Annotated in this window: 20 protein-coding genes; 3 read left to right on the top strand and 17 right to left on the bottom strand. The window is 66.1% G+C overall.

The genetic code is table 11. The features are described 5' to 3' along the window. Positions 1–11: 11 nt before the first annotated feature. The gene (dut, locus tag IPJ87_14060) at positions 12–461 is read right to left on the bottom strand and encodes a dUTP diphosphatase (GenBank protein ID MBK7942976.1); all 450 of its coding nucleotides are present in this window, start codon (positions 459–461) and stop codon (positions 12–14) included. Positions 462–514: 53 nt separating this feature from the next. Here dut and IPJ87_14055 point away from each other — a divergent pair, with 53 nt between their 5' ends. From IPJ87_14055 to IPJ87_14045, 3 genes are read left to right on the top strand one after another with little or no spacing between them, the layout of a single operon-like run. Continuing rightward, positions 515–739: a type II toxin-antitoxin system HicB family antitoxin gene (locus IPJ87_14055; protein ID MBK7942975.1), complete on the top strand. Its 225-nt coding sequence runs from the start codon at positions 515–517 to the stop codon at positions 737–739. After that, the gene (locus IPJ87_14050) at positions 732–929 is read left to right on the top strand and encodes a type II toxin-antitoxin system HicA family toxin (GenBank protein ID MBK7942974.1); all 198 of its coding nucleotides are present in this window, start codon (positions 732–734) and stop codon (positions 927–929) included. The genes IPJ87_14055 and IPJ87_14050 overlap by 8 nt, the downstream gene beginning before the upstream one ends. 2 nt (positions 930–931) lie before the next feature. Then, positions 932–1,312 carry a carboxypeptidase regulatory-like domain-containing protein gene (locus tag IPJ87_14045; protein MBK7942973.1) on the top strand — a complete coding sequence of 127 codons (381 nt, stop codon included), beginning with the start codon at positions 932–934 and terminating at the stop codon, positions 1,310–1,312. On the opposite strand, the gene IPJ87_14040 is transcribed toward IPJ87_14045, so the two are convergent. From IPJ87_14040 to IPJ87_13965, 16 genes are all read right to left on the bottom strand, one after another. Beyond that, positions 1,309–2,733: an oligosaccharide flippase family protein gene (locus IPJ87_14040; GenBank protein MBK7942972.1), complete on the bottom strand. Its 1,425-nt coding sequence runs from the start codon at positions 2,731–2,733 to the stop codon at positions 1,309–1,311. The genes IPJ87_14045 and IPJ87_14040 overlap by 4 nt on opposite strands. A gap of 86 nt (positions 2,734–2,819) precedes the next feature. Next, positions 2,820–3,602 carry an enoyl-CoA hydratase/isomerase family protein gene (locus IPJ87_14035; protein ID MBK7942971.1) on the bottom strand — a complete coding sequence of 261 codons (783 nt, stop codon included), beginning with the start codon at positions 3,600–3,602 and terminating at the stop codon, positions 2,820–2,822. 55 nt (positions 3,603–3,657) lie between these two features. Next, entirely contained in the window at positions 3,658–7,263 is a 3,606-nt protein-coding gene (locus IPJ87_14030) for a GHKL domain-containing protein (GenBank protein ID MBK7942970.1), read from the bottom strand. A 43-nt stretch (positions 7,264–7,306) separates the two neighbouring features. Further along, positions 7,307–9,142, bottom strand: coding sequence for a T9SS type A sorting domain-containing protein (locus tag IPJ87_14025; protein ID MBK7942969.1), 1,836 nt, complete (start codon positions 9,140–9,142; stop codon positions 7,307–7,309). A 224-nt stretch (positions 9,143–9,366) separates the two neighbouring features. Then, complete coding sequence (locus IPJ87_14020; protein MBK7942968.1) at positions 9,367–11,715, bottom strand: hypothetical protein; 2,349 nt, start codon at positions 11,713–11,715, stop codon at positions 9,367–9,369. Positions 11,716–12,200: 485 nt separating this feature from the next. After that, positions 12,201–13,073, bottom strand: coding sequence for an ATP synthase F1 subunit gamma (gene atpG, locus IPJ87_14015; GenBank protein MBK7942967.1), 873 nt, complete (start codon positions 13,071–13,073; stop codon positions 12,201–12,203). Between the two features lie 93 nt (positions 13,074–13,166). After that, positions 13,167–14,747, bottom strand: coding sequence for a F0F1 ATP synthase subunit alpha (locus IPJ87_14010; protein MBK7942966.1), 1,581 nt, complete (start codon positions 14,745–14,747; stop codon positions 13,167–13,169). Positions 14,748–14,789: 42 nt separating this feature from the next. After that, entirely contained in the window at positions 14,790–15,350 is a 561-nt protein-coding gene (gene atpH / locus IPJ87_14005) for an ATP synthase F1 subunit delta (protein ID MBK7942965.1), read from the bottom strand. Further along, positions 15,347–15,859 (bottom strand): F0F1 ATP synthase subunit B, encoded by a 513-nt coding sequence (gene atpF, locus IPJ87_14000; GenBank protein ID MBK7942964.1) that lies wholly within the window; start codon positions 15,857–15,859, stop codon positions 15,347–15,349. Before atpF ends, atpH begins: the two co-directional genes overlap by 4 nt. Before the next feature lie 46 nt (positions 15,860–15,905). Next, entirely contained in the window at positions 15,906–16,166 is a 261-nt protein-coding gene (gene atpE, locus IPJ87_13995) for an ATP synthase F0 subunit C (GenBank protein MBK7942963.1), read from the bottom strand. A 30-nt stretch (positions 16,167–16,196) separates the two neighbouring features. Further along, on the bottom strand, positions 16,197–17,339 hold the full coding sequence (atpB, locus tag IPJ87_13990; protein ID MBK7942962.1) for a F0F1 ATP synthase subunit A: 1,143 nt from the start codon (positions 17,337–17,339) through the stop codon (positions 16,197–16,199). A 72-nt stretch (positions 17,340–17,411) separates the two neighbouring features. Further along, positions 17,412–17,645 (bottom strand): AtpZ/AtpI family protein, encoded by a 234-nt coding sequence (locus IPJ87_13985; GenBank protein ID MBK7942961.1) that lies wholly within the window; start codon positions 17,643–17,645, stop codon positions 17,412–17,414. Next, positions 17,645–18,040 carry a hypothetical protein gene (locus IPJ87_13980; GenBank protein ID MBK7942960.1) on the bottom strand — a complete coding sequence of 132 codons (396 nt, stop codon included), beginning with the start codon at positions 18,038–18,040 and terminating at the stop codon, positions 17,645–17,647. Before IPJ87_13980 ends, IPJ87_13985 begins: the two co-directional genes overlap by 1 nt. 13 nt (positions 18,041–18,053) lie before the next feature. Continuing rightward, positions 18,054–18,515 (bottom strand): polymer-forming cytoskeletal protein, encoded by a 462-nt coding sequence (locus IPJ87_13975; protein MBK7942959.1) that lies wholly within the window; start codon positions 18,513–18,515, stop codon positions 18,054–18,056. 72 nt (positions 18,516–18,587) lie between these two features. After that, positions 18,588–21,236 carry a tetratricopeptide repeat protein gene (locus IPJ87_13970; GenBank protein ID MBK7942958.1) on the bottom strand — a complete coding sequence of 883 codons (2,649 nt, stop codon included), beginning with the start codon at positions 21,234–21,236 and terminating at the stop codon, positions 18,588–18,590. A 27-nt stretch (positions 21,237–21,263) separates the two neighbouring features. Continuing rightward, positions 21,264–22,691 carry a glycosyltransferase family 39 protein gene (locus IPJ87_13965; GenBank protein ID MBK7942957.1) on the bottom strand — a complete coding sequence of 476 codons (1,428 nt, stop codon included), beginning with the start codon at positions 22,689–22,691 and terminating at the stop codon, positions 21,264–21,266. Positions 22,692–22,709 lie beyond the last annotated feature (18 nt).

The following is a 22,709-nucleotide window of genomic DNA, read 5'->3' as shown; positions in this document are numbered from 1 at the left end:
GGCTTCTCTGCTCAGCGGACCCCGGTATGGCCGAAGCCGCCCGTCCCGCGATCCGAGCCGCGAAGGTCATCAACTTCCGCGAATGCGACCCTGACGTACGCCGCCACCACCAATTGGGCCACCCGCTCGCCGTCGTTCACCGTGAAGGGCTCGTGCCCGTGGTTGACCAGCAGCACGCCCACCTCGCCGCGGTAATCGGCATCGATGGTGCCGGGGCTGTTGAGCACTGTGATGCCGTGCTTGAAGGCCAGGCCGCTGCGGGGGCGCACCTGGGCCTCGGTGCCCTCGGGCAGTTCCAGGTACAGGCCGGTGGGGATCAGCGCGCGTTGGCCGGGGGCCAGCACGATCGGGGTCTCCAGGTTGGCGCGCAGGTCCAGGCCGGCGCTGTGCGGCGTGGCGTACTGCGGCAGGGGGTGCTTGCCTTTGTTGGTGATGCGGACCTCGGTAACCGCTGCGATCATGTTGGACATGGTGCGGCAAAGGTGGGGCGTCGGGCTACATTTGCTCATCGACCATGAACCACACACTACAAGTCATCATCGAGCACGACAAGGACGGCTACTTCGCCTACGTGCCAGAGCTGAAGGGGTGCCACACCCAAGGCGATAGCCTCGATGAGGTGATGAAGAACATCAAGGAGGCAATCGACTTGTATTGGAGTACGCTGCGTCCGGCCGAGATCAAGCGCATTGCCAAGCGACGCGTCTTCACCACGTCAATGCCGGTAAGCGTTGGCTAAGCAAGTAGTTCTCACAGCGAAGGAGGCGGAGAAACTCCTCTTTAGAGCAGGGTTCGAGTGGGTTCGCAGCAGCGGTGGGCATCGGATCTACATGAAGGGGAATGTCCGCGTGGTTCTGCCCTTCCATGCAGGGAAGTCATTGCATCCGAAGATCGTGAAGGAGGTGCTTGAGGCTATTGGGAACGATTAGCAATGACCATAAAGCGAATCCCCAAGACCGGAAACGCGATTTGTTTCGTACTGGCATCGTTACTGGCGGCCCCATCGCTTGGCCAGCTATCCGCTCTGCGTGGAACGGTGAAAGAGGTGACGAAGGAGCCCATCGTCGGGGCTAGCGTGACTCTTTTGGACAGCCTTGGCAGAATCGTGAAGGAGACCGCGTCCGCAAGTGACGGGAGGTATCATTTCGAACCGGTTGAACCAGCATCCTACGCCATCCGTGTTGAGCAGGCCGGATATCAGGAGTGTCAGCAGATCGGCATTTTGGTGAAGGAGAAGACAATCACATTTGTTGACCCAGTACTAAAGCCGATCGGGTGGAAGCCACCCAAGACCAAGCGTCGCAAGCGCTAGGATTGGATCGAAGTACGCTCTAGCCGCCAGACGAGCGCAAGGAATCCGGTCAAGAACAGAACCCTCACGAGGATGATATCGCCTCGGTGTATGCTCATGAGCAGTGAAATATACCACAGCACCGCCGCCCCCGCCATGTACCCCAGCACGCGCGTCACGTTGTACGGCACCGGATAGTGCTTCTGCCCCCACGCGTAGCTGATCGCTGCCATGCTCGCGTAGCAGATCAGGGTGGCCCAGGCCGCGCCCATGTAGCCCATGCTTGGGATCAGCGCGAAGAGGCACACAAGTGTGATCGCGGCGCCCACGATGCTGATGGTACTGCCCGCGCGCGTGCGGTCGGTGAGCTTGTACCACACGCTCTGATTGTAGTAGATGCCGAGGAACACGTTGGCGAGCATCAGGATGGGCACCACGCGCAGGCCCGCGTGGTAGGCCTCGTTCGGGATGAACCACTTGAAGAGGTCGAGGAAGAGCATCACCAGCAGGAAGGCGCTCATGCACACCGCCACGAACACGTTCATGATGCGGGCGAAGGTGGCCGCGCTGTTCTTCTCCTTGGCGTGGCTGAAGAAGAAGGGCTCGGCGCCCATACGGAAGGCCTGGATGAAGAGCGTGATGAGCACGGCCAGCTTGTAGCACGCGCCGTAGATGCCGATCTGCTCATCGGCGATGTCGGCGGGCAGCAGGTACTTCAGCACGGCACGGTCGGCGGTCTCGTTCACCATGCCGGCGAGGCCCGCGATGGCGAGTGGTGCCGCGAAGACGAGCATGGGGCGCAACAAGGTCTTGTCGAATGCACCTAACCGTGGCCACTGCGGCACCAGCACCAGGAACTTCACCGCGCTGGCGATCAGGTTGATGAGGAACACATGCCCAACTCCGATGCTCGGATCGTGCGGCTTGGCGTAGGCGAAGAAGTACAGGCTGAGCGCGATGGTGACGACCACGTTCAGCAGGTTCACGGACACGAAGCGCCACGGACGGCCCTCGTTGCGCAGACGCGCCATGGGCAGTGCGGTCATGGCGTCGAGGCCCAGCGCGAGGGCGAGCATCAGCACCAGCTGGCCTTGCTCCGGGTAGCGGATGCCGCTGGCGATGGCATCGGGGAAGAGCGCGCACACCAGCGTGAAGAAGAGCGCGAGGCCCGCCACGGAGAAGAAGGCGGTGGCGTAGGCGCGCTTCGGGTCCAGCTCCTTGCGGTGCGCGAAGCGGAAGAAGGTCGTCTCCATCCCGAAGGTGAGCACCACGTTCACGAAGGCGGCCCAGGCGTAGAGCGAGGTGATGATGCCGAATTCCTCCGGGGCGAAGACGCCCTTGCTGGTGTACAGCGGCGTGAGCAGGAAGTTGAGGAAGCGCGCGACGATGCTGCTGAGCCCGTAGATGGCCGTTTGCCCGGCGAGTTTGCGGAGGACGCTCATGGGGTCAGTTCAACCACGGATGGACACGGATGCCAACAGTGGGATGAATGCCTGCATTCATCGGTGCCATCTGCGTCATCTGTGGATCACGCCCCCGTAAAATTCGCCTTCCGCTTTTCCATGAACGCGGTTGTGCCCTCTTTGAAGTCCGCCGTGCCGAAGCACTTGCCGAACTCCTCGATCTCGCGTTGCATGCCGTTCGCTCCCGGCTCATAGCCAGCGTTCACTGCGCGGATGGCGGAGGCCAGGGCGCTGGGGCTGTTCTTCATGATCGCGGTGGCCAGCTCGTTGCATTTCGCCAGCAGCTGGTCTTGTGCTACAACGTGGTTCACCAGTCCCCATAGCAGCGCCTCATCGGCTTTGATCATGCCAGCTGTGAAGATCATTTCCATGGCCTTGCCCTTGCCCACCAGGCGGGCGAGGCGCTGCGTGCCGCCGTAGCCGGGGATCACGCCGAGGCTCGTTTCGGGCAGACCGAGCTTGGCGTTGTCGCTCGCCACGCGAAGGTGGCAGCCCATCGCCAGTTCCAATCCACCGCCAAGGGCGAAGCCGTTCACCGCAGCGATCACGGGCTTGTTCAGGCGCTCCACATGGTCGAAGAGCTTGCGCTGGCCATCGGCGCTCAGCGCGCGTCCCTCCTCGATACTGAAGTGGGCGAATTCCTTGATGTCCGCGCCGGCCACGAAGGCCTTGGGCCCGCTGCCGGTGAGGATGAGCACGCGCACACTCCGGTCGGCCTCGGCCTCGTTCAGCGCGCGGTCCAGCTCGTCGATGGTGGCGCGGTTCAGCGCGTTGAGCTGGTCGGGGCGGTGGATGGTGATGGTGCGGATGCCGTCGGCATCGGCCACCAGGAGGTTGCTGTAGCTCATGCTCATCAGGCGCGATCCCGGGTCGGGCCGGGATGACGAGGCCAAATGTACCGGCCTAGCGGTGCACCGGCAGCTCCACGACGAACCGCGCACCTTCCCCCTCCGCGCTCTCGAACCACACCCGGCCGCCCGCCTGCTCCACCATGCGCTTCACCAGGGCCAGGCCCAGGCCCATGCCGCTGCTCTTGGTGGTGAAGCTGGGGGTGAAGATGCGCTCGCGCACCTCGGCGGGGATCCCGGCCCCGTTGTCGCGGACCTCCAGCACCGCGCGGTCGTCCACCTTCCGCGCGCTCACCTCGATGCGGCCCTCGCGTCCTTCGGGGATGGCCTGCACGGCGTTCTTCAGCAGGTTGTTCAGCACGCGAAGCATGTGCTCGCGGTCGGCCTCCACGATGAGCTCGGGCGCATCGTGCACCACGATCGACGTGCCGGGGGTGGCGTGGAACACCTCCACCGCCGCGCGCACCACCTCGCGCAGGTCGAGGCGTTCGGGACGTGCGGCGGGCATCTGCGCGAACTGGCTGAAGGCGCTGGCCACCCCGCTCAGCGCATCGATCTGCTGCACCAGGCCGGTGCTCAGCTTCTCGAGCTTCACCCGGGCATCGGGTGCCGCGGGGTCCCAGCTGCGCTGGAACTGCTGGATGCTGAGCTTCATGGGCGTGAGCGGGTTCTTGATCTCGTGCGCCACCTGTCGCGCCATCTCCCTCCAGGCGCTCTCGCGTTCGCTGCGCGCCAGTTTCTCGGCACTGGCGCGCAGCTCCTCCACCTTGCGGTTGTACACCTCCACCAGGCGGCCCACCTCATCCTCGCCCCGGTACCGCAGGGGCACGTTGGCGCCGGTGAGGGCCACGCGGGCCAGGCTCTCCTTCAGGCGGTCCAGCGGGCGTGTGGTCCAGTTGCTGATGAACACGGCCACGCCCACGCTCAGGGCGAAGAGCAGCACGAACAGGTTCACCACGGCCACGAGCACCGAGGCGCGTTCGCGGTCCTGCTGCGCCTGATCGGCGAAGGAGGGCAGGCCCAGGTAACCGAGCAGCACGCCCTCGTCGTCGCGCAGCGGCATGTACGCGGTGCGGTGCAGGGCCTTGCCCAGGGACTCGTCGTGCACGTAAGCGTTGGCGCCGCCCAGCACCAGTTCCAGGTAGGCCGCGGGGTCCATGCGGCGGCCCAGCAGGCCGGCGTTGAAGAGCTGCGGGCGCGATGAGGACAGAAGCCTTCCATCGCGCCGGTACACATGGATGTCGGTGAAGAACACGTTGCTCAAACGCCCGAGCAGATGGTCCAGGTAGGCGTCGGTGCTGCCCTTCAAGGGGCCCACGCCATCCAGCCGACGCTGCAGGTCGGCATGTACGCTGCGGGTCTTCTCCAGCAGCGCCGCCGTGCTGCGTTCCTCGTAGGAGCGCTCCAGCAGGCGACGCGCCCCGAGCCCGAAGAACACCAACCCCAGAAGCGTGAAGCCCACCAGGGCCAGGCGGACCTTGCCGGAGATGGTGAGCACGGGCAGGCCGTGGTTGCGCACCAACGCGCGAACCACGATGGCCGCGGCCAGCATCAGGCTCAGGAAGGCGAATAGGTAGCTGAAGCCCGTGGCGCTGTCCAACCAGCTGGTGGGCGGCACGCGCAGCACCACCAGGGAGCGCGCCGGGTCGCCGTAGGCGTGCGCGTCCGGCACGGTGCGCAGGCTGTCCCACAGCACCGGAAGGCGCCCCGCGCCCACCTGCTCCACCAACTGGCCGCCCTCGTACCTGCCCCGCTCATAGCGCTCCACGCGCTGGTCCAACGGGTCGCGGCCGGCCAGCAGCAACTCCGGGAAGCCGAGGCCTTCGGGCACTAGGCGGGGATGGAGCTCCAGGACCAGTTGGGCGGGCTCCAGGGTGTCCGCGGGCATCACGGCCAAGCGGGCATGCCGGTAGGTGCGTCCGGACTCATCGGGGGACTGATGCAGGTCGGGCATGTCCGCCGCGGCAAGCACCCGCAGCCCTTCGGTGAGCGGACCTGCACCGGCGGTGGGCAGGGCGGCGTCGGTGGCACAGCGCAGCCGCCCGTCCGTGCCGTAGGCGAAGAGCCGCACATCGTAGCGCTCCCAGTAGCCGGTGAAGCGCTCCTGCCGAACGGTGCGGTCCAGGTCGGCCGCCGTGCAGGCCGCCGTGTCGGTGAGCAGACGGTACAGTGCCGGGTCAGTGCGCAGGCTGGGGGCCACTTCGCGGAACAGCAGCTCCACCACGGGATCCTCTTGGGTGAGCAGGCGCTCGGCCACGGCCTGGCGGGTGCGCTCCTCCCGGGCCTCCACCGCCGTGGCGATCACCTGTGCGGTCAGCGCGGCGATGACCGCGAGGGCCAGCACGGCCTCGGTGAAGCCGGGCCTGCGATCGCGCACCGCCAGGGCGAGCAGCAGCAGGGGCAGTGGCCACGCGGCCTCCAACAGGCTTTGTGGCGGGTGCAGCAACCGGACGGTCGTGAGCAGGCCGAAGGCGAGCGCCAGCGCTACGGCGCTTCGTGCGAAGGGCTCTTCCCGGACGAGGCGGGACCACAGGTCGGCCACCAGGCACCAGGCCGCGAACAGCAGGGCCACCGCAGCGAGGGCCAGCAGGCTGTACCGATCGAAGGACTCAATGTGGCGCAGGTCCAGTTCGATCCGGCTGTCGCTCACCAGCCCGTACACGACGGCCGTGAGCTCATCGCCTAGCAGCAACAGACCCAGCGGCAGGGCCACGGCGCTCACGCGTCCGACCAGACCCGTCGGCAGGCGCTCTCGTCCGAACGCAGCGTGCACGTGCACCGCGGCCAGGAGCAACAGGATGGACTGCACGAGCAGGTCGCCCAACGAGCGCAGCCAGGCCGAGCTGGCGTACAGGCCGGGGTCGAAGAGGGTGAAGCCTCCCTGGTCGGGCAGCGTGCCCACGGCGATGCCCATCCACCGCAGCGCCCCCAACAGCGCCAGGAAGATCAGGGCGCCGGCCCATGCGCCAGCCGAACGTCGGAGCTGTTCGGCCAGACGCCAGCCCGCCACCACCACGAGCACCATGCCCAGGACCACGGCGAGGGACCGGGCCAGGGGCCAGCCCGCGCCCTGTGCATCGCCACCGCCGGTGACCGCGCGGAACATGACGGCCTCGCGTCCGTCGCGGATCACCGGACCCACGCCAGGCCCGGCCTCCGCCCACACGCCGGCCGGCGCCTCCAGTCCGGGATGAAAGCCGCGTTCGAGGTAGCGGTTCTCGATGGGCGGTGCGTACCACACCTGCCGAAGTCCGTGCACCTCCACATCGGCTTGTGCGATAGCGCGATGCAGGTAGATGCCGTCCGGCAGGCGCAGGTGGCCGGCCAGGTTATGCACCAAGGCGCTCCGCTCCACCGGTGACCGTCCGGTCCACCAGACCAGGCGATCGTTCCGCAGCACATAGAGCTCGATGCCGTGGCGTTCCGCCAGGTCCACCAGCCGGGCCCCCTGCGCGGTGGCCACCTGTTCGATGGGTACGTGGGCGATCTCCGCGGCCAGGTGCTCCACCTGCGCTTGCAATTCGGCATCGGCCGCAGTGATGCGGCGCTGCAGGCGTTCGGCGCGACGGTCGAGCGTGCTGTCCTCCGAAGGTCCGGGGACCCACCAGGGCAGCACGCACAGGAGCAGCCCGGCCGCGAGAGGGAGAAGGGTCCGGCGCATGCGCTCCGTGGGGCACAAGGCCCGCGCCAAAGTACGGCTCGCCTCACCGCTGCAGGACCACGCGCGCCACACGCACCTGCGCACCCTGCGTGCAACGCAGCGTGTAGGTGGCCGGCGGCAGACCGGTGAGGTCCAGGTCCACGCGCCCGGACACCGGTCCGGCGCTCATCCACACCACACGGCCTTGCGGGTCCATCACCTCCAGCGCCGCGGGCGCGGCTTGGTCGATGAGCACGTCCACGCGGCCATCGGTGGGGTTGGGGAAGATCACCAACCCGTTCGATGCGGCCCACCACGCGGACCGCTTCGGCAGGTCCGTCACCGTGCCATCGGTGTCCACTTGGCGCAGCATGTAGTAGTTGATCCCGCTCAGCGGATCGTGGTCCCACCATGCGTAGTCCTGCCGTTCCTGGCTGTTCCCGGCGCCATCCACACGGGTCAGGGTCTGCCAGGTGGCGGCGTCCGGGGAGCGCAACAGGTCGAAATGGGCATTGTTCCGTTCGGTGGCCGTGCTCCATCGGAGCTCGATGCCTTGCGGGGCACGCGCCTGTGCCTCGAACGCGATGAGCTCCACCGGCAAGGGCGTGGCGCTGGTGTTGATCGTGCCGAGCGTGAAGCGGCGCTGGTCGACCAGCTGGGTGATGCCGCTGAAGCGGTACAGGCCGCCGCCGATGGCCGTTGGAGGTCCGATGGGCGTCTCGTCCGCGAACACCCCGTCGTTGTCCGTGTCCACTAAAAGCCGGATGTCCGAGGTCACGATGGGGCTGAAGGCGTTCAGGTCGAAGTCCATCGTCACGCTGCCCACGTCCACGGCCGCGCCCGTGGGGCTCAGTTCGCTCACGCGCCACACCCGGAACCAGCGCCCCTGGATCCCCACGGGCAGGTCCACCGACCCCCAGGTGCCCAGGATGTCGTTGTTGTGACCCCACATGAGGAACTCGTTGTTGCCCAGATTGCTCGGAGAGTGGATGTGCACAACGCTGCTGCCGCGGGCGCTCGTGTGCTGGTTGCTGCCATCGATCCGCCCGATGCCGGCCACCTCGTGGTCGAAGTCGTTCGAGCCGGGATCGTCCATGCGGTACACCTCGTTCGCGCCCAGGGTCAGGCCGTACTTGGCCGCGAGGTAGTTGCTGATGATGATGCGCTGTGCGCTGTTCACCCGGCTGTTGTAGAAGACCAGCTCCGCGATGTCGCCGTCCAGGTTCCACCCTGCGGCGCCCGACGCATTGCCGATCCGCAGGGGTTGGTTGTTCTGCTGTGGCAGCTGCAACAGGTTCACGTCGGTGTAGATGCTCACGCCATTGCGGTACACCGTGCGCGAAGGGAAGAGCCCCAGGATCACGTTGTTGGTGTACTGCTCCATCGTGAAGGCCGGGCCGGTGACGTTGGCCACCGTGGTGGGCGCGCTGAACAGCGTGAAGATGTCGTAGATCGGCATCCGCATCGCATTGGTGGCGGTGCTCCACCAGCCGTAGTTGCAGGTGGTGCTGCTGCTCTTGGTGAACCACGCGTTGTTGTCCTTGGCGGCGTCCACGGCGTTCACCAGGAAGAAGTCCCAACCGTTGAGGTCGAGCGAGGCCGCATCGTTCACGAGCAGCTCGTCGTCCACCCCGTCGAAGTCGATGCTGGGGTAGCCGTTCTGCGAGGCCGCCACCAGCGCGGGCCGTCGCGTGGGCTGGCCGACCTGGAAGGCCGCGTGGTTGTTGTTGCCCGAGCGGTCGTTCCAGCTGTTCACCGCGGCACCGGTCGTGTTCACCCCGGCATCGGCGCTCAGCCACAGCACGTTGTTGGCCGCCGTGCCCACCCCGCCCGGTCCGGTCTGGGCGTTCACACGCCCCACCAGCAACACCAGCAACAGGGTGATCGGACGATGGCTCATGGGTGCACGGTCGCGCACGCTCCTACGGAGGCGGGTCGGAATTGTTCGACAAAGGTTCCGGGATCCGGACCTTCCTGTCAAGCTCCGACGACACGGAACGACGGCTGGTCGACGTCCGGGCGCAGTTGGTCGGTCCGTTGAGCGCTCCCGGCCAGGCGGGGTCCACTACGAGAAGAGCCCTGGATGCTGGAGGGTGCCCTCTGCTTCGTCACACGGGCTGGACCTTACCGGTGGAGCAGCACGGTGGACCGCGCAGGGGGGTCGGCGGACCGCACCTCGAGGTGGTAGACCCCTGCGGCGAGCCCCTGAAGATCAAGCACACAGGGCGACCCGCTGGACCGCAGGTCGCGGGTCCATACCACCCGACCATAGCAGTCCATCACGATCAGCTCGGTAGGGCCGACGACCGAGTGGTCGATGTGGACAAGGCCGGTGGTCGGGTTCGGGAACACGCGGAGGACAGGGCTGGGTCCTGGATGTTCGTCCGAACTTGTGCCGATATCCCCGTTCAACCGTGCCACGCGGTTGCGCCCGGTACCGTCGTAACTGATGAACTCGTCACCGACCAGGATCCCTCCATCCGGTTGAAGGTCGAAGCCCCAGACAGCATCATCCGCTCCTGCGCCCGGGTCGAAGGAGAGGTCCAAGCTACCGTCGGAATTCACGCGGGCCAGATTCTCGCGCCACATGCCGTCGTAGGTACTGAAAAACCCCCCGATCAGGATGCGACCATCAGGTTGAAAGAAAACGGAGTACACGAATCCATTCACCGCGGTCCCGGGATCGAAGGAGGTGTCGAGGCTGCCATCGGCGTTCAGCCGGGCGAACCGGCTGCGTGGAGTCCCGTTGTAGCTGTCGAAATAGCCGCCGATCAGGATCTTGCCATCGGGTTGAAGCGCAGTGGAGCGGACCCAACTGCTCGCCCCGGCTCCGGGGGTGAAGGTGACATCCAGGCTGCCATCCGCGTTGAGGCGACCGATGTGGTTGATCGGAGTGCCGTTGTAGGTGGTGAACCCCCCCCCGATCAGGATCTTTCCGTCGGGCTGTAGCGTGATGGCGCGTATTCGATCGTCCGCTCCGGTGCCGGGGTTGAAGGAGAGGTCCAAACTGCCGTCCGTGTTCAGGCGGGCGATGCGGCTGATCGGGGTGCCGTTGTAGGTGGTGAAGTCCCCCCCGATCAGGATCTGCCCATCGGGCTGCACGATGACCGCCGATACCCAGTCGTTCGGCCCGCTACCCGGGTCGAAAGAGGCATCCAGCGATCCATCCGCGTGCAGGCGTGCGACTCGGATGCGTGCGACGCCATTGAAACTGGTGAAATCGCCCGCGATCAGGATCTTCCCATCGGGCTGTACCGCAAAGGAATAGACCGACCCGTTCGTTCCTGTGCCTGGGTTGAACGAGAGATCGATGCTACCATCGATGTTCCGTCGGGAGACGTGATTGTGCCCTGTGAGATTATCATAGGAAAAATCATCCCCCACCAAGCTCTTTCCATCGGGTTGCACTACGATGGACCACACTGTGGCGTTCGGACCTGCGCCGGGGTTGAACGAGGCATCCATGTCGCCATCCGCTTCCAAACGTGCGAGGCGGTCGGGCCCCACGCCGTTGTAGTCGGTGAACCAGCCCCCGATCAGGACCTTGCCATCCGCCTGGAGAGCGACGGTTTCGACATCGTTGTTCGCTCCGGCCCCAGGGTCGAAGGAGGTATCCAAGCTACCATCAGCGTTCACGCGGGCGATGCGATTGCGCCCCACACCGTTGTAGTTGGCGAAGTCGCCCACGATGATGATCCTCCCATCGGCTTGCACGGCGATGGACGAGATCGTGGAGCTCGGTCCCGTGCCGGTATCGAAACCGGCATCCAACGTGCCATCGGCGTTCAGGCGGGCGAAGAAGTCGATCGGCGACCCGTTGAAGCTGTTGAACCATCCTCCGACCAAGATCTTTCCATCGGGTTGCAGGACAATGGACGTGATCAGAATGTCCGCTCCCGTGCCAATGTTGAAGGATGTATCCAGGCTGCCGTCCGCGTTCACGCGGGTGATGTAGTTGGTCGGTGTGCCGTCGTAGCTCGTGAAAACCCCTCCAATCAGGATCTTTCCATCGGGCTGTACAGTGATGGACCGGACCACCTCGTTCGGTCCCGATCCCGGGTCGAAGGTGGTATCCAAGCTGCCGTCATTGTTGATCCGGGCGATGTTATTCCGCAAAGTGCCGTTGTAGCTGCTGAAGTAGCCCCCGATCAAGACTTTCCCGTCGGGTTGCATGGCGAGACAGTACACCGTGCCGCTTGATCCCGTTCCGGGATCGAACGTGGTGTCCAAACTGCCGTCAACGTTCAGCCGGGCGATCCGGTTCCGGGCCGTGCCATTGTAGGTGGTGAATTTGCCGGCGATTAGGATCTTCCCGTCCGGCTGGAGAACGGTGGCATGGACTGCAAGACGCGCGCCATCGCCGTGGCCGAAACCTATGTCGGTCGCGTTGAAGCTGTGGTCGATGCTGCCCGGCTGGGCGGCGATGACGGCGCAGAAGAGCACCGCCGGGCCAAGGGTCAGTGTGCGGAACATGGTGCCGGAGCTTGGGGTGATGCGAGCGGTGTGATCCGGTGTACCGTTGGTCGACCCCGGAACACGTTGATCGCATCCCAAGGTCGAGGGTCGGCGCGGGCTCACGTGAAGGTAACGGTTCATCTCGAAAAAAGGCGTTGCTCGAGCAGGGCCCGTGGACGAGGCGGGCTCCACCGACCCTCGGCGACCACCGAGTCCTGGTCGAGGTCGATGCGGACCGGGCCCCACCATGGGGCCGAGGTGAACGGATCGGGCTCGGGGTCGAGGAAGAGGATGTCCGAAGCGGATCCCGGACCCGGCTTGGGCGCTTCCAATCCGGTGTGCCGACAAGCGGGCAGTAGCGCGCAAAGCAGCAGGCTGATCGGACCGATCCGATGTGCCCTGCGCCGTTCCATTCGTTGAAGGTATGGAAGCGCCAAGGATGCGCTCCATGGTCCGGCCCCCGGCGCTCTTGTTCCGCGCGTGAAGCTCCGGTCTGCGACGCCTTATCCCTTCAGGGCTTCGGCCCCGCCCACGATCTCCAGGATCTCGTTGGTGATGGAGGCCTGGCGCGCCTTGTTGTAGGTCAGCTTCAGGTCCTTCAGCAGGGAGTCCGCGTTATCGGTGGCCTTGTGCATGGCCGTCATGCGCGCACCATGCTCCGCCGCGAAGCTGTCCAGCAGCGCTTTGTAGAGCTGGATCTTCAGGCTCTTGGGGATGATCTCCTCCACGATGGTGCGCCGGTCGGGCTCCATGATGTACTCCCCGGTGGCGGCCTTCGCATCGCCGGGCGCCGCCGCGGGCAGCACCGGCAGGAACTGCTCGGTGGTGACCACCTGGGTGGCGGCGTTCTTGAAGCGGTTGTACACCAGCATCACCCGATCGTAGGTGCCGTCCGTGAAGCGCTGCATGATCAGCTCGGCCACGGGGGCGGTCTTGTCGAAGCTCAGGCCGTCGAACAGGCCGGCCAGGTCCTGCGGCAGCTCGGGCCGGTTCAGCGGCGTGCGGCGGAAGGCGTCCATGGCCTTCTTGCCCACGGCGAGCACGTGCACCTCATGCCCGGCCTCCTGAGCCTGGCGGCGCACCACACGCGTCACCTGCGTATTGAAGGCGCCGGCCAGACCGCGGTTGCTCGTGATGGCCACCACCAGGGTGCGCTTCACCTCGCGCTGCTGGGCGTAGCGGCCCTCGCTGGCGTCCAGCGTGGCGCTCACGTTGCCCAGGATGGCCTGCAGCTTCTCGGCGTAGGGCCGCATGCGCAGGATGGCGTCCTGTGCACGGCGCAGCTTCGCAGCGCTCACCATCTTCATGGCGGCGGTGATCTGCTTGGTGCTGTTCACCGAGACGATCCGGCTGCGTACCTCCTTCAGGCTGGGCATTCTGGGGAGTCGTTTGAGTCCGAGAGTCTCGCGTTCGGGGTCGTGGTCCTTGGGGACTCACGACTCCAGACTCCGCGGCTCAACGGAATTCCATCAATTATCCAAACTCTTCACCAGGTCGGCCGCCACCTTCTCCAGCGTGCCGGTGATCTGGTCGTTGTAATCGCCCTTTTTCAGCGCGGCCAGCACATCGCTGTGCTTGTTGCGCAGCATGGTGATGAACTCGGCCTCGAACTGCTTGACGTTCTTCACCGGCACCTTGCTGAGCAGGCCCTTGGTGCCGCAGTAGATGATGGCGATCTGCTCCTCCACGCGCATGGGGCTGTTCTGCCCCTGCTTGAGGATCTCCACGTTGCGCGCGCCTTTGTCGAGCACGCTCTTGGTGGCGGCGTCCAGGTCCGAGCCGAACTTGCTGAAGGCCTCCAGCTCGCGGTACTGCGCCTGGTCGAGCTTCAGGGTGCCGGCCACCTTCTTCATGCTCTTGATCTGCGCGTTGCCGCCCACGCGGCTCACGCTGATGCCCACGTTGATGGCGGGGCGCACGCCGCTCAGGAACAGGTTGCTCTCCAGGAAGATCTGCCCGTCGGTGATGGAGATCACGTTGGTCGGGATGTAGGCGGACACGTCGCCGGCCTGCGTTTCGATGATCGGCAGCGCGGTGAGCGATCCACCGCCCTTCACCTTGCCCTTGAGGCTCTCGGGCAGGTCGTTCATCTGCGCGGCCACCTTGTCGTCGGCGGTGATCTTGGCGGCGCGCTCCAGCAGGCGGCTGTGCAGGTAGAACACGTCGCCCGGGTAGGCCTCACGACCCGGCGGGCGGCGCAGCAGCAGCGACACCTCGCGATACGCCACGGCCTGCTTGGAGAGATCATCGTACACGATCAGCGCGGGGCGGCCTGTGTCGCGGAAGTACTCGCCGATGGCCGCGCCGGTGAAGGGCGCGAAGAACTGCATCGGAGCGGGGTCGCTGGCGTTGGCGGCCACCACGGTGGTGTAGGCCATGGCGCCGTTCTCCTCCAGGGTCTTCACGGTGCCCGCCACGGTGCTGCCCTTCTGGCCGATGGCCACGTAGATGCAGTACACCGGCTTGCCCGCCTCGAAGAACTCCTTCTGGTTGATGATGGTGTCGATGGCCACCGTGCTCTTGCCGGTCTGGCGGTCGCCGATGATCAGTTCGCGCTGGCCACGGCCGATGGGGATCATGGCGTCCACGGCCTTGATGCCCGTCTGCAGCGGCTCCTTCACCGGTTCGCGGAAGATGACGCCCGGGGCGCGGCGCTCCAGGGGCATCTCGAACAGCTCGCCGCCGATGGGGCCCTTGCCGTCGATGGGTTCGCCGAGGGTGTTCACCACGCGGCCCACCATCTGCTCGCCCACGCGGATGCTGGCGATGCGCTTGGTGCGCTTCACGGTGTCGCCCTCCTTGATGCCCACGCTCGGGCCCAGCAGCACGGCGCCCACGTTGTCCTCCTCGAGGTTGAGCACGATGCCGCGCAGCCCGCTGGTGAACTCGATCAGCTCACCGCTCTGCACGCCCTTCAGTCCGTAGATGCGGGCGATGCCGTCGCCGACCTGCAGGACGGTACCGACCTCTTCGAGCTCGGCCTCCGAGCGGAAGCCGGCGAGTTCTTGCTTGAGGATCGCCGATACTTCGGCGGGTTTCACTTCGGCCATGTCAGTTCCGCCATCGCCTTGGCGGGGGAGGGGTCTAGGGCGTTAGATCGCGGGGATGTACGGGTTCTTGGAGAATTCGCGGCGCAGGTCGGCCAGGCGGCGGCTCACCGTGCCGTCCACCTGCTCGTCGCCGATGCGGATGGTGAGGCCGCCGATCAGCGCGGCGTCCACCTTTTCCTGCAGGTCGATGGTGCGGCCGGGATGCCGGGCTTCGGCCAGATCGCGCACCTGCGCCCGGGCCTTGTCATTCAGCGGCACGGCACTGGTCACCTCCACGGTGACGATGCCCATGTGCTGCTTGTACAGCTCGTTGAACGCTTCGGCCACATGGGGCAGCAGCACCTCGCGGCCCTTGCGCACCAGGATGCCCATGAAGCTGGTGGTGACAGGCCCCACCTTGTCGCCGAAGACCTTCTCGAGGATGCGGCCCTTCGCATCGGGCTTCACCACGGGGCTCTTCAGCAGCACCTGCAGGTCGCGGCTGGCCGCGCAAGTGGCGGCCACCAGGCGCATGTCGCCCTGCACCCCGTCCAGCTGCCCCTTCTCCCGGGCCAGCTCCATCACGGAGCGCGCGTAGCGGTAGGCGACCGGGGCGATGTTCATGAGCGGCGTAGCTGGGCTTCGGCCATCACCTTGTCCACCAGGGCCTGCTGGGCCTTGGTGTCGGCGAGCTTCTCCCGAAGGATGCGCTCCGCCACCAGGATGCTCAGCTCGGCCACCTGGTTCTTCATCTCGGTGAGGGCGGCGTTCTTCTCGTTCTGGATGTCGGCGCGGGCCCGCGTCAGCAGGGCGTCGGCCTCGGCCTTGGCCTTGCCCTTGGCCTCGGCGATCTCGCGGTCGCGGACGTCGCGCGCCTCCTTCAGCAGCAGCTCGCGCTCCTCCCGGGCCTGGCGCATCAGCTCCTCGTTCTTCGCGCTCAGTGAGGCCATCTCCTCCCGGGCCCGCTTGGCCTCGTTCAGCGCATCGGCGATGGACGACTCGCGCTCCTTCAGCCCGTTGAGGATGGGCTTCCAGGCGAACTTGGCGAGGAGGAACAGGACCGTCACGAAGGTCAGCGTCATCCAGAAGATGAGGCCGATGGGCGGGTCCATAAGGCTGGCCAGGAAAAGCATGGCTGCGGGTTCGGGGGTTGGACGAGAGAAGGTGCGGGCGCGTGCCTTAGACGGCGGCCGGCATCTCCTTCAGCACCACCAGCAGGCCCACCACCATGGCGAAGAAGGCGGCGCCTTCCACGAGCGCGGCGGTGAGGATCATGTTGGCACGCAGATCGTTCATGGCTTCCGGCTGGCGGGCCATGGCCTGCACGGCGTCGCCACCGATGCGGCCGATGCCCACACCGGCACCGAGGGCGGCCAGACCGGCGCCGAGGGCGGCGATACCGTAACCAACGCCGAGATCGAGGAGAACGGAGAGGAACATGGGAATGCGGGTTTAAGGGAGTTCGGGTTTCTAGTGATGATGGGGCTCCTCGACGGCGGCACCGATGTACATGGCCGACAGGAAGGTGAAGACGTACGCCTGGATGAAGGCCACCAGGAGCTCGAGCATGAACATGAACACGGTGAACAGCCACGATCCGATGGCCACGCCGTAGCCGGCACCCGCGCTCGTTTCGCCGAAGACGAAGATCAGGCTGAAGAAGCTCAGGGCGATGATGTGGCCCGCCGTGATGTTGGCGAACAGTCGGATGGCCAGCACGAAGGGCTTCAGGAACATGCCCAGGATCTCCACCGGCGTGAGGATCGCCAGCACCCAGCCCGGCACCCCCGGCATGGCGAAGATGTGGTGCCAGTAATGCTTGTTGCCGCTGAAGGTGACGATCAGGAAGGTCATCACCGCCAGCACGACCGTGACGGCGATGTTGCCCGTGAGGTTGGCGCCGCCTGGGAAAAAGGGCACCAGGCCCAGAAGGTTGCTGAAGAAGATGAAGAAGAAAGCGGTGAGCAGGTAGGGCAGGTATTTCTCGTACTTGTGCCCGATGGCGCTCTTCGCCAGATCGTCCCGCACGAACAGGATGATCGGTTCCACCAGGTTCTGCAAGCCCGTGGGGGCCTGTCCGGCGCGGCGGGTGTAGGCCCGGGCCACACTGATGAAGACCCAGAGCAGAAGGGCCGACACGAGGAGCAGCGTGGCCACGTTCTTGGTGATGCTCAGGTCCACCGTGGCGGCCGTGAGCCGTTCGTTCACCGGGGCGTGGTGCGCATCCGTTCCGTCCGGCGCATCCACCGCCACCACCTGCCCTTCGTGCAGCGCATAGCCGCCGTAGGTCCTGTGGCCATGGTCGAAGCGGCCGCTGCTGAAGAGGCTGAGACCGCGCTCGCTGTTGTACAGGATCACCGGCAGCGGCAGGCTCGTGTGGCCCCAGAGATGCCAGCCATGCTCATCGCCGATGTGGTCCATGATGAGCTTGCCGGCGTTGAACTTCTCCTTCGCCCCGTGGTCCTGCGCGGACGCGGCGTCATGCGCACCGGAGGTGGTGACCGCCGTGTGGTGGGCGGTGCTGTCGGAGGTACTGTGCTGCGCGGCGGAGCGGCCCATGAGCAGGGCGGCCAGGATCAGGAAAGCGTGGCGCAGCAAGGGTTTCAGCGACATCAGGCGTGGGGGACCGTCCCCGTTTGCGGCCGCGAAGGTAGCGATCCGCGGCAATTCATCCGACGGCGATCCTCAGCGCCGGGTCTCCTTGAAGAGGAAGACCATGGCCCCGGCGATCCCGAGCAGGGCGAACACCAGCGTGAAGGCGGGGAAGCCGGCGTCGACCCGGCCATCGAGCCAACGCCCGGCCCAGATGGCCAGCAGGATGATGCCGGCCATCTGCAGCCCGAGCGCACTGTAGCGAAGGTAGGCGTTGACCCCTTTGCGCGCCTCGTCGGAACGCCGTTGCCTTGGGGCTGTGGCCATCACGGTGCGGGCCGGCGGCGCGAGAGGTTGACCAGGCGCCCGGTGCTGAAGCCCAGGAAGGCCAGGTAGAGGAGGGCGAAGGCCAGCGCCAGCGGCACGGCCTCCGCGCGCGGAAGGGTGAGCAGCACCACGGCCACCGCCACGATGCTCACGAACATCTTCAGGGTGAGGCCCGCCATGAAGCGCCGCACGAAGCCTTGGGGGTCCGCCACCATCGCCCGCTCCTGCCAGAGATGGAGCAACAGGGTCACCGCGCCCAGATAGGCCAGGGCCGCTGCGTAGCCCCAGTGCCAGGGTAGCCCGGCCAGGAACAGGACGAGCGCGGTACAGGCGCCGCAAGCGGCGGTGAACAGCAGCACCGGCAGCACGGGGGAAGCGCCGCGCCCCTGGGTCATCAGCGATGAACGATCAACGGACGACCTGCGCGGAGGCCACCTCCGGACGGGCGGTCTCGGTGCGCAAGCGCACGGGGTCCATCTCCTTCACCACGCCGCCCGCCATGCTGCAGTTCCCGGTGAACACGGCCCCCGGCTCGATCGCCAGCTTCTTGGTGTTGATGTCGCCCTGCAGTTTGGCGGTGGCCTTCAGGCTCAGCAGGTCCTGGCAGTTGACCTTGCCCACCAGCGTGCCCTCGATGTCGGAGCTCTGGCAGCTCACCTCGCCCTCGATCACGCCGGTCTGGCCCACGATGAGCCGGCCGCGCACGTTGATGGTGCCCTTCACGCGGCCATCGATGCGCAGGTTGCTGTCGCTGCGGATCTCGCCTTCGATGGAGGTGCCCTCCATGATGCTGTTGATCTTGCCGGCGTTCACCGGCTCGGCGGCCTTGTTCATGGGCTCGGACTTTTTATCGGGTTGGAAAAGGGCCATCGCGTACAGGTTCCTGATCGTCAGGGACAAAGTTAATGGCGGGCACGATCCGGCCAAGCCGCCGGTCGAAGCCTATTGCTTGGGCAGGTAGTTCTGAGTGAAGAAGGCCGCATAGGCGTCCACGTCCTTGTTCTTGTACAACTGTGCGTAGTTGTCGGGGCTGATGGCGAAGATGGGGTGGCCCTGGTCGTTGATGCCGCTCAGCATGCCCACATCGGAAAGGAACTGCTGGTAGTACGCCATCGCCGCGGCCTTGTCGTCGAACAGGCGCAGCACCACCACCTGTTGCTCGGTGTCCAGGATGGTGCTCTCGATGAGGATGTTGCGACCCGGGAAGTAGCGCCTGTTGAAATCGCTGATCCTGGTCTTCACCGTGGTGATGTCCCCCGCACTGTTCGGATGGATGAGCGCGATGTAGTGCGGGCCTTGGTCCACCTTGAAGGAACTGGCGTTCGTGGGGGCTTTCTCCTGCCCTGCGGGCGCCCCTTCCGAGGTGGCCTGCCGGTCCAGCACGGCCAGCAGGTCCTCGGCGGCCTTGGCCTCCTCGGTGGCGGGGAACTTGTCCTTCACCTCGTGCAGCGCCGTGCGGAAGGCCGAGAGCTCGCGGGTGCCACCAATGGCCATGGCCTTGAGCAGGTGGTATTTGCCCAGCAGGTGGTTGCGGGGTTCGTTGGCGATCACCTGGTTGCAGGTGCCGATCACCAGCAGGTAGTTGCGCTGGCGGAACTCGCGGTAGAGCTGATCGTATTCGGCGGCCTCCACCTTGCGGCGGGCCTCACCGCCCTCCAGCAGCGACGGATCGCGCACCAGCCGGGCGAACTCACTGTCCGGCCACCGCTCCAGGATGATGTTGGCATAGGCCTGCGAGGTGCTGCCTCCGAAGTCGATGAAGCTGCCGCTCTTCTCCCGGGCCAGGTAGATGCGGTACATCTGGTAGTGGCTTTCCGGGGTGAACCGGCACTCCTCGGACCGGTTGATCAGCGTCTCGAAGCTCTCGATGGCGTTGTCGGTGTCCTTGAGCTTCTCCTTGTAGATCATGCCGCTGCGGTACATGGCCTCGCAGATCATCGCGTTGGAGGCGGCCAGGGCGGTGTCGCTGGTGGGCAGGTCCTTGAGGTAGAACCCGGGGTCCTTCCATTCGGGCTCGCCGTCCTCGCCTTCGCCGTCCTTCCCTTCGGCGGTCTCCTCGGTGGCCTCCTCCGGCTCTTCCTCGGCCACGGCCGACCCGCCCTTGTCGCGGCGACGCCAATCGTCCTCCAGGGGGCGGTTGCCCCATTTCTTCTTGAACTCCGAGAGGCCGCGGCCGAGCTGCTGGGGGTTGTAGAAGTACCAGGCGCCGGATCCACCACCGGCCGGGGTGGCGGGGCGTGCGGGGGCGGCCGTTCCCGACGCCTCGGCCTCCCGAGCCTCGCGCTCTGCGGCTTCCTTCTCGCTCTCGGCCTTTTCTCGGTCGCGGATCAGGCGCTTGATGGCCTTCTCTCGCTCCTCGGGGTCCATGCCCGCCAGCTTCTGCAGGCTGTCCTCCCGCGCGATGATGTTGAGCTGCTCCACCAGCTCGCCGAGCACCTCCGCACGCGTGAACACCTCCTCGTAGCGGGGGTGTTCCTCGGCCAGCAAGGTGCTCGTGCTGTCGTAGTAGAGCTGCGCGTCCGGGTAGGCGCGGTCGTCGAAGTACAGATCGGCCAGACGCAACCAGGTCTTGGCCTTCTGGCGCGTGTCGTTCGTGCTGACGTACGCGCTGCGCTTCAGGTGGGCGATGGCACTGCTGTCCTTGTTCTCCTTGAGGTCGATGTCGGCCAGTGCGTAGTGGATCATGTCGAAATGATCCTCGTGCTTCTCATCACGCAGCATGCGGTTGAGCATCTTGCGCAAGGCCTTGCTATCGCCGCGGTCGAAGGCCAGCGCTTGGAACACCTGGGCGTGGAAGGCCAGCTCGTAGGGCGGGTTCATCCGGGTCACCTGCTTGTAGGCGGCGATCGAACGGTCGTCCATGCCCTTCACCTGGTACAGTTGCGCCAGGATGAAGGTCCACCGCACCCGCCGCTGCCGGTCCTTGGTGATGTCCACGGCCCGCTCCAGGTTCATGATGGCGTCGTCCACCTTCCCCCGCCGCAGGTCCAGGTCGGCCTGCACGGCGGCCAGCTCATCGTGCGGAAAGCGCTTGGGCAGCTCCTTCACCTCCTTCACCTCGTCCAGCGTGCTCTGGGCCCGGGCGTACTGCTCGGTCTCCATCAGGGTGCGCGCCAGCCACACCTTGGCCTCGTATTGCCGGTTCTGATCCTTGAACCGCCGGCCGATGTAGTCGAAGGTGCGCTGGGCATCGAACCAGGCCCTCTTGTAGAAGTAGCTGCGGCCGATGACGAAGTAGGCGTCGTCGATCCAGCTATTGCGCTGCTTGCCCTTGATGTCCATGTTGTGCCGCTCGATCACCAGCGAGCACTTCTCGATGCACTTCTCCAGGTCGCCGCCGGCGCCCTTGGACTGTTCCTCGGTGCCGTAGACGAACAGGGGCAGCACCTTGTCGTAGTCGTCGAGGTAGGACTTTTCGATCCCGGCGACGGTCTCCTTGAGCTTCTCGTTGGCGTTGAACCAGCCGTTGTCCCGCGAGGTGAGGCGGTGGTAGGCCCTGTTCAGGAAGCGGTCCTTCTCCTTGGAACACCCCCCGGCCAGCAGGGCCAGAAGCACGACAAGGGCGGCTTGGTGGACGGGGATCCGCTTCACGGGAGCATCAACTGCGAACGGGCGAAGTTATTTCATCGCCCCCGACCCGCCGGTGCGAACGGCCAGGCGCAGGGTGCGGAGCTCCACGTTGAGCGGGGCATAACCCTCTGGCAGGTCGCCTCCCGCGGGGCTGAGGGTCCAGGTGTGCGGCCGGCCGCCCGGGTCCATGGAGATGTCGTGGTAACGAAGCAGATAGCCTTGCAGGTTCCACTGCTCCCAGAGCTCGGGGGCACAGCTGATGAGCGTGCCCCGTGGCACGGTCGCGCCGATGCGGGCCACGTCGTGCAGCATGTCCGCATCGCGCCCTGGGCGGCCCCAGAGCACCCCCGAGGCCACCAGGGTGGCCGCCAGGACGCTTCCGCCCGCGATGGAGAGCCCGCGGGTCAGCCCAGGGTGCCGGGCCAGGCGGTCCGACCACCGTTCAAGTGCCGGCGCGCTCCACAGCGCGAGGCCCAGGGCGATGGGCGGGAAGGCCGGTACGCTGTAGAACGACTTCTGGACCAGGGTGAGCATCATCGGGGCCACCCCGGACAACCCGATGGCCAATAGGGCGAGCGCAGGACGCCGGGTGTTCGACGCGGGAGCATCGCGTGCGGACCAAAGGACCAGGGCCCCGGCCAGCAACAGCGGCCCGAGCTGCGAGTGGAACAGGTCGAGCAGGATCTGCCAGCGGTGCTCCACGGTGGGCTTGGCGGCGATCCGGTGCAAGAGGCGTGCCTCCACATAGGTCTCCAGGTTGGCGCGAGCCTCGGGCCATTGCCAGAGGAGAAGGTACACCAGCGCCAGCACGGCCGCGGGCACCAGGGTGAACAACACCGGCTTGCGCACGCCGCCCTGCCGGGCGAACGGCCACCAGAGGAACGGAGCGCCGAGCGGGAAGAGCCCGGGGACGCCCTTGGTGAACGACGCGAGGAACACGAGGAGGCCCGAGGCCACCGCCAACGTCACGGTGCCCGTTCGCATCCCGCGCAACGCACACCACAGTGCGCCTGTCGTGAACAGGCCCATGGTGTTCTCCAGCATGTTGTTGTGAACGCACCAGAACACCTGCGGCACGATGCCCCACAGGAGCACGGGCCAGGCCCCCAGGCCGCGTAGGCGGGGAGCATCGCGCGTGAGCTCGCGCCACAGGCCGAGCAGCAGCGCCACCATCAGCAGGGCGGCGATCAGCGCGTAGGCGCGCTCCACCCAGAAGGCGCTGCCCAATGCCCGGAACCAGAGCGCCTGCAGGCCGAACGCCAGCGGCGGATGCTCGTGGAAGGTGTCCATGTTCGCCAGGCCCAGCTGGCTGAAGCGCGGCTGCCAGAAGGTGCCGATGCCCCGGGCCTCGTTGTGGGCCACCACGGTGTACAGCATGCCGTCCATGAACATGCCCTCACGCACCAGACCGGGGAGCAGCAACAACGCGCACACCCCCGCTGTGATCAGGACCAGGGCTTTCCTTGACGGGTCCATCGCGGCGTGGAAGGTACC

The sequence above is a fragment of the Flavobacteriales bacterium genome (genome assembly GCA_016713875.1).
Lineage (GTDB): Bacteria > Bacteroidota > Bacteroidia > Flavobacteriales_F > PHOS-HE28 > PHOS-HE28.
The sequence above is the reverse complement of the archived record's forward strand: the minus strand, read 5'-3'. Positions and strand labels throughout refer to the sequence as shown.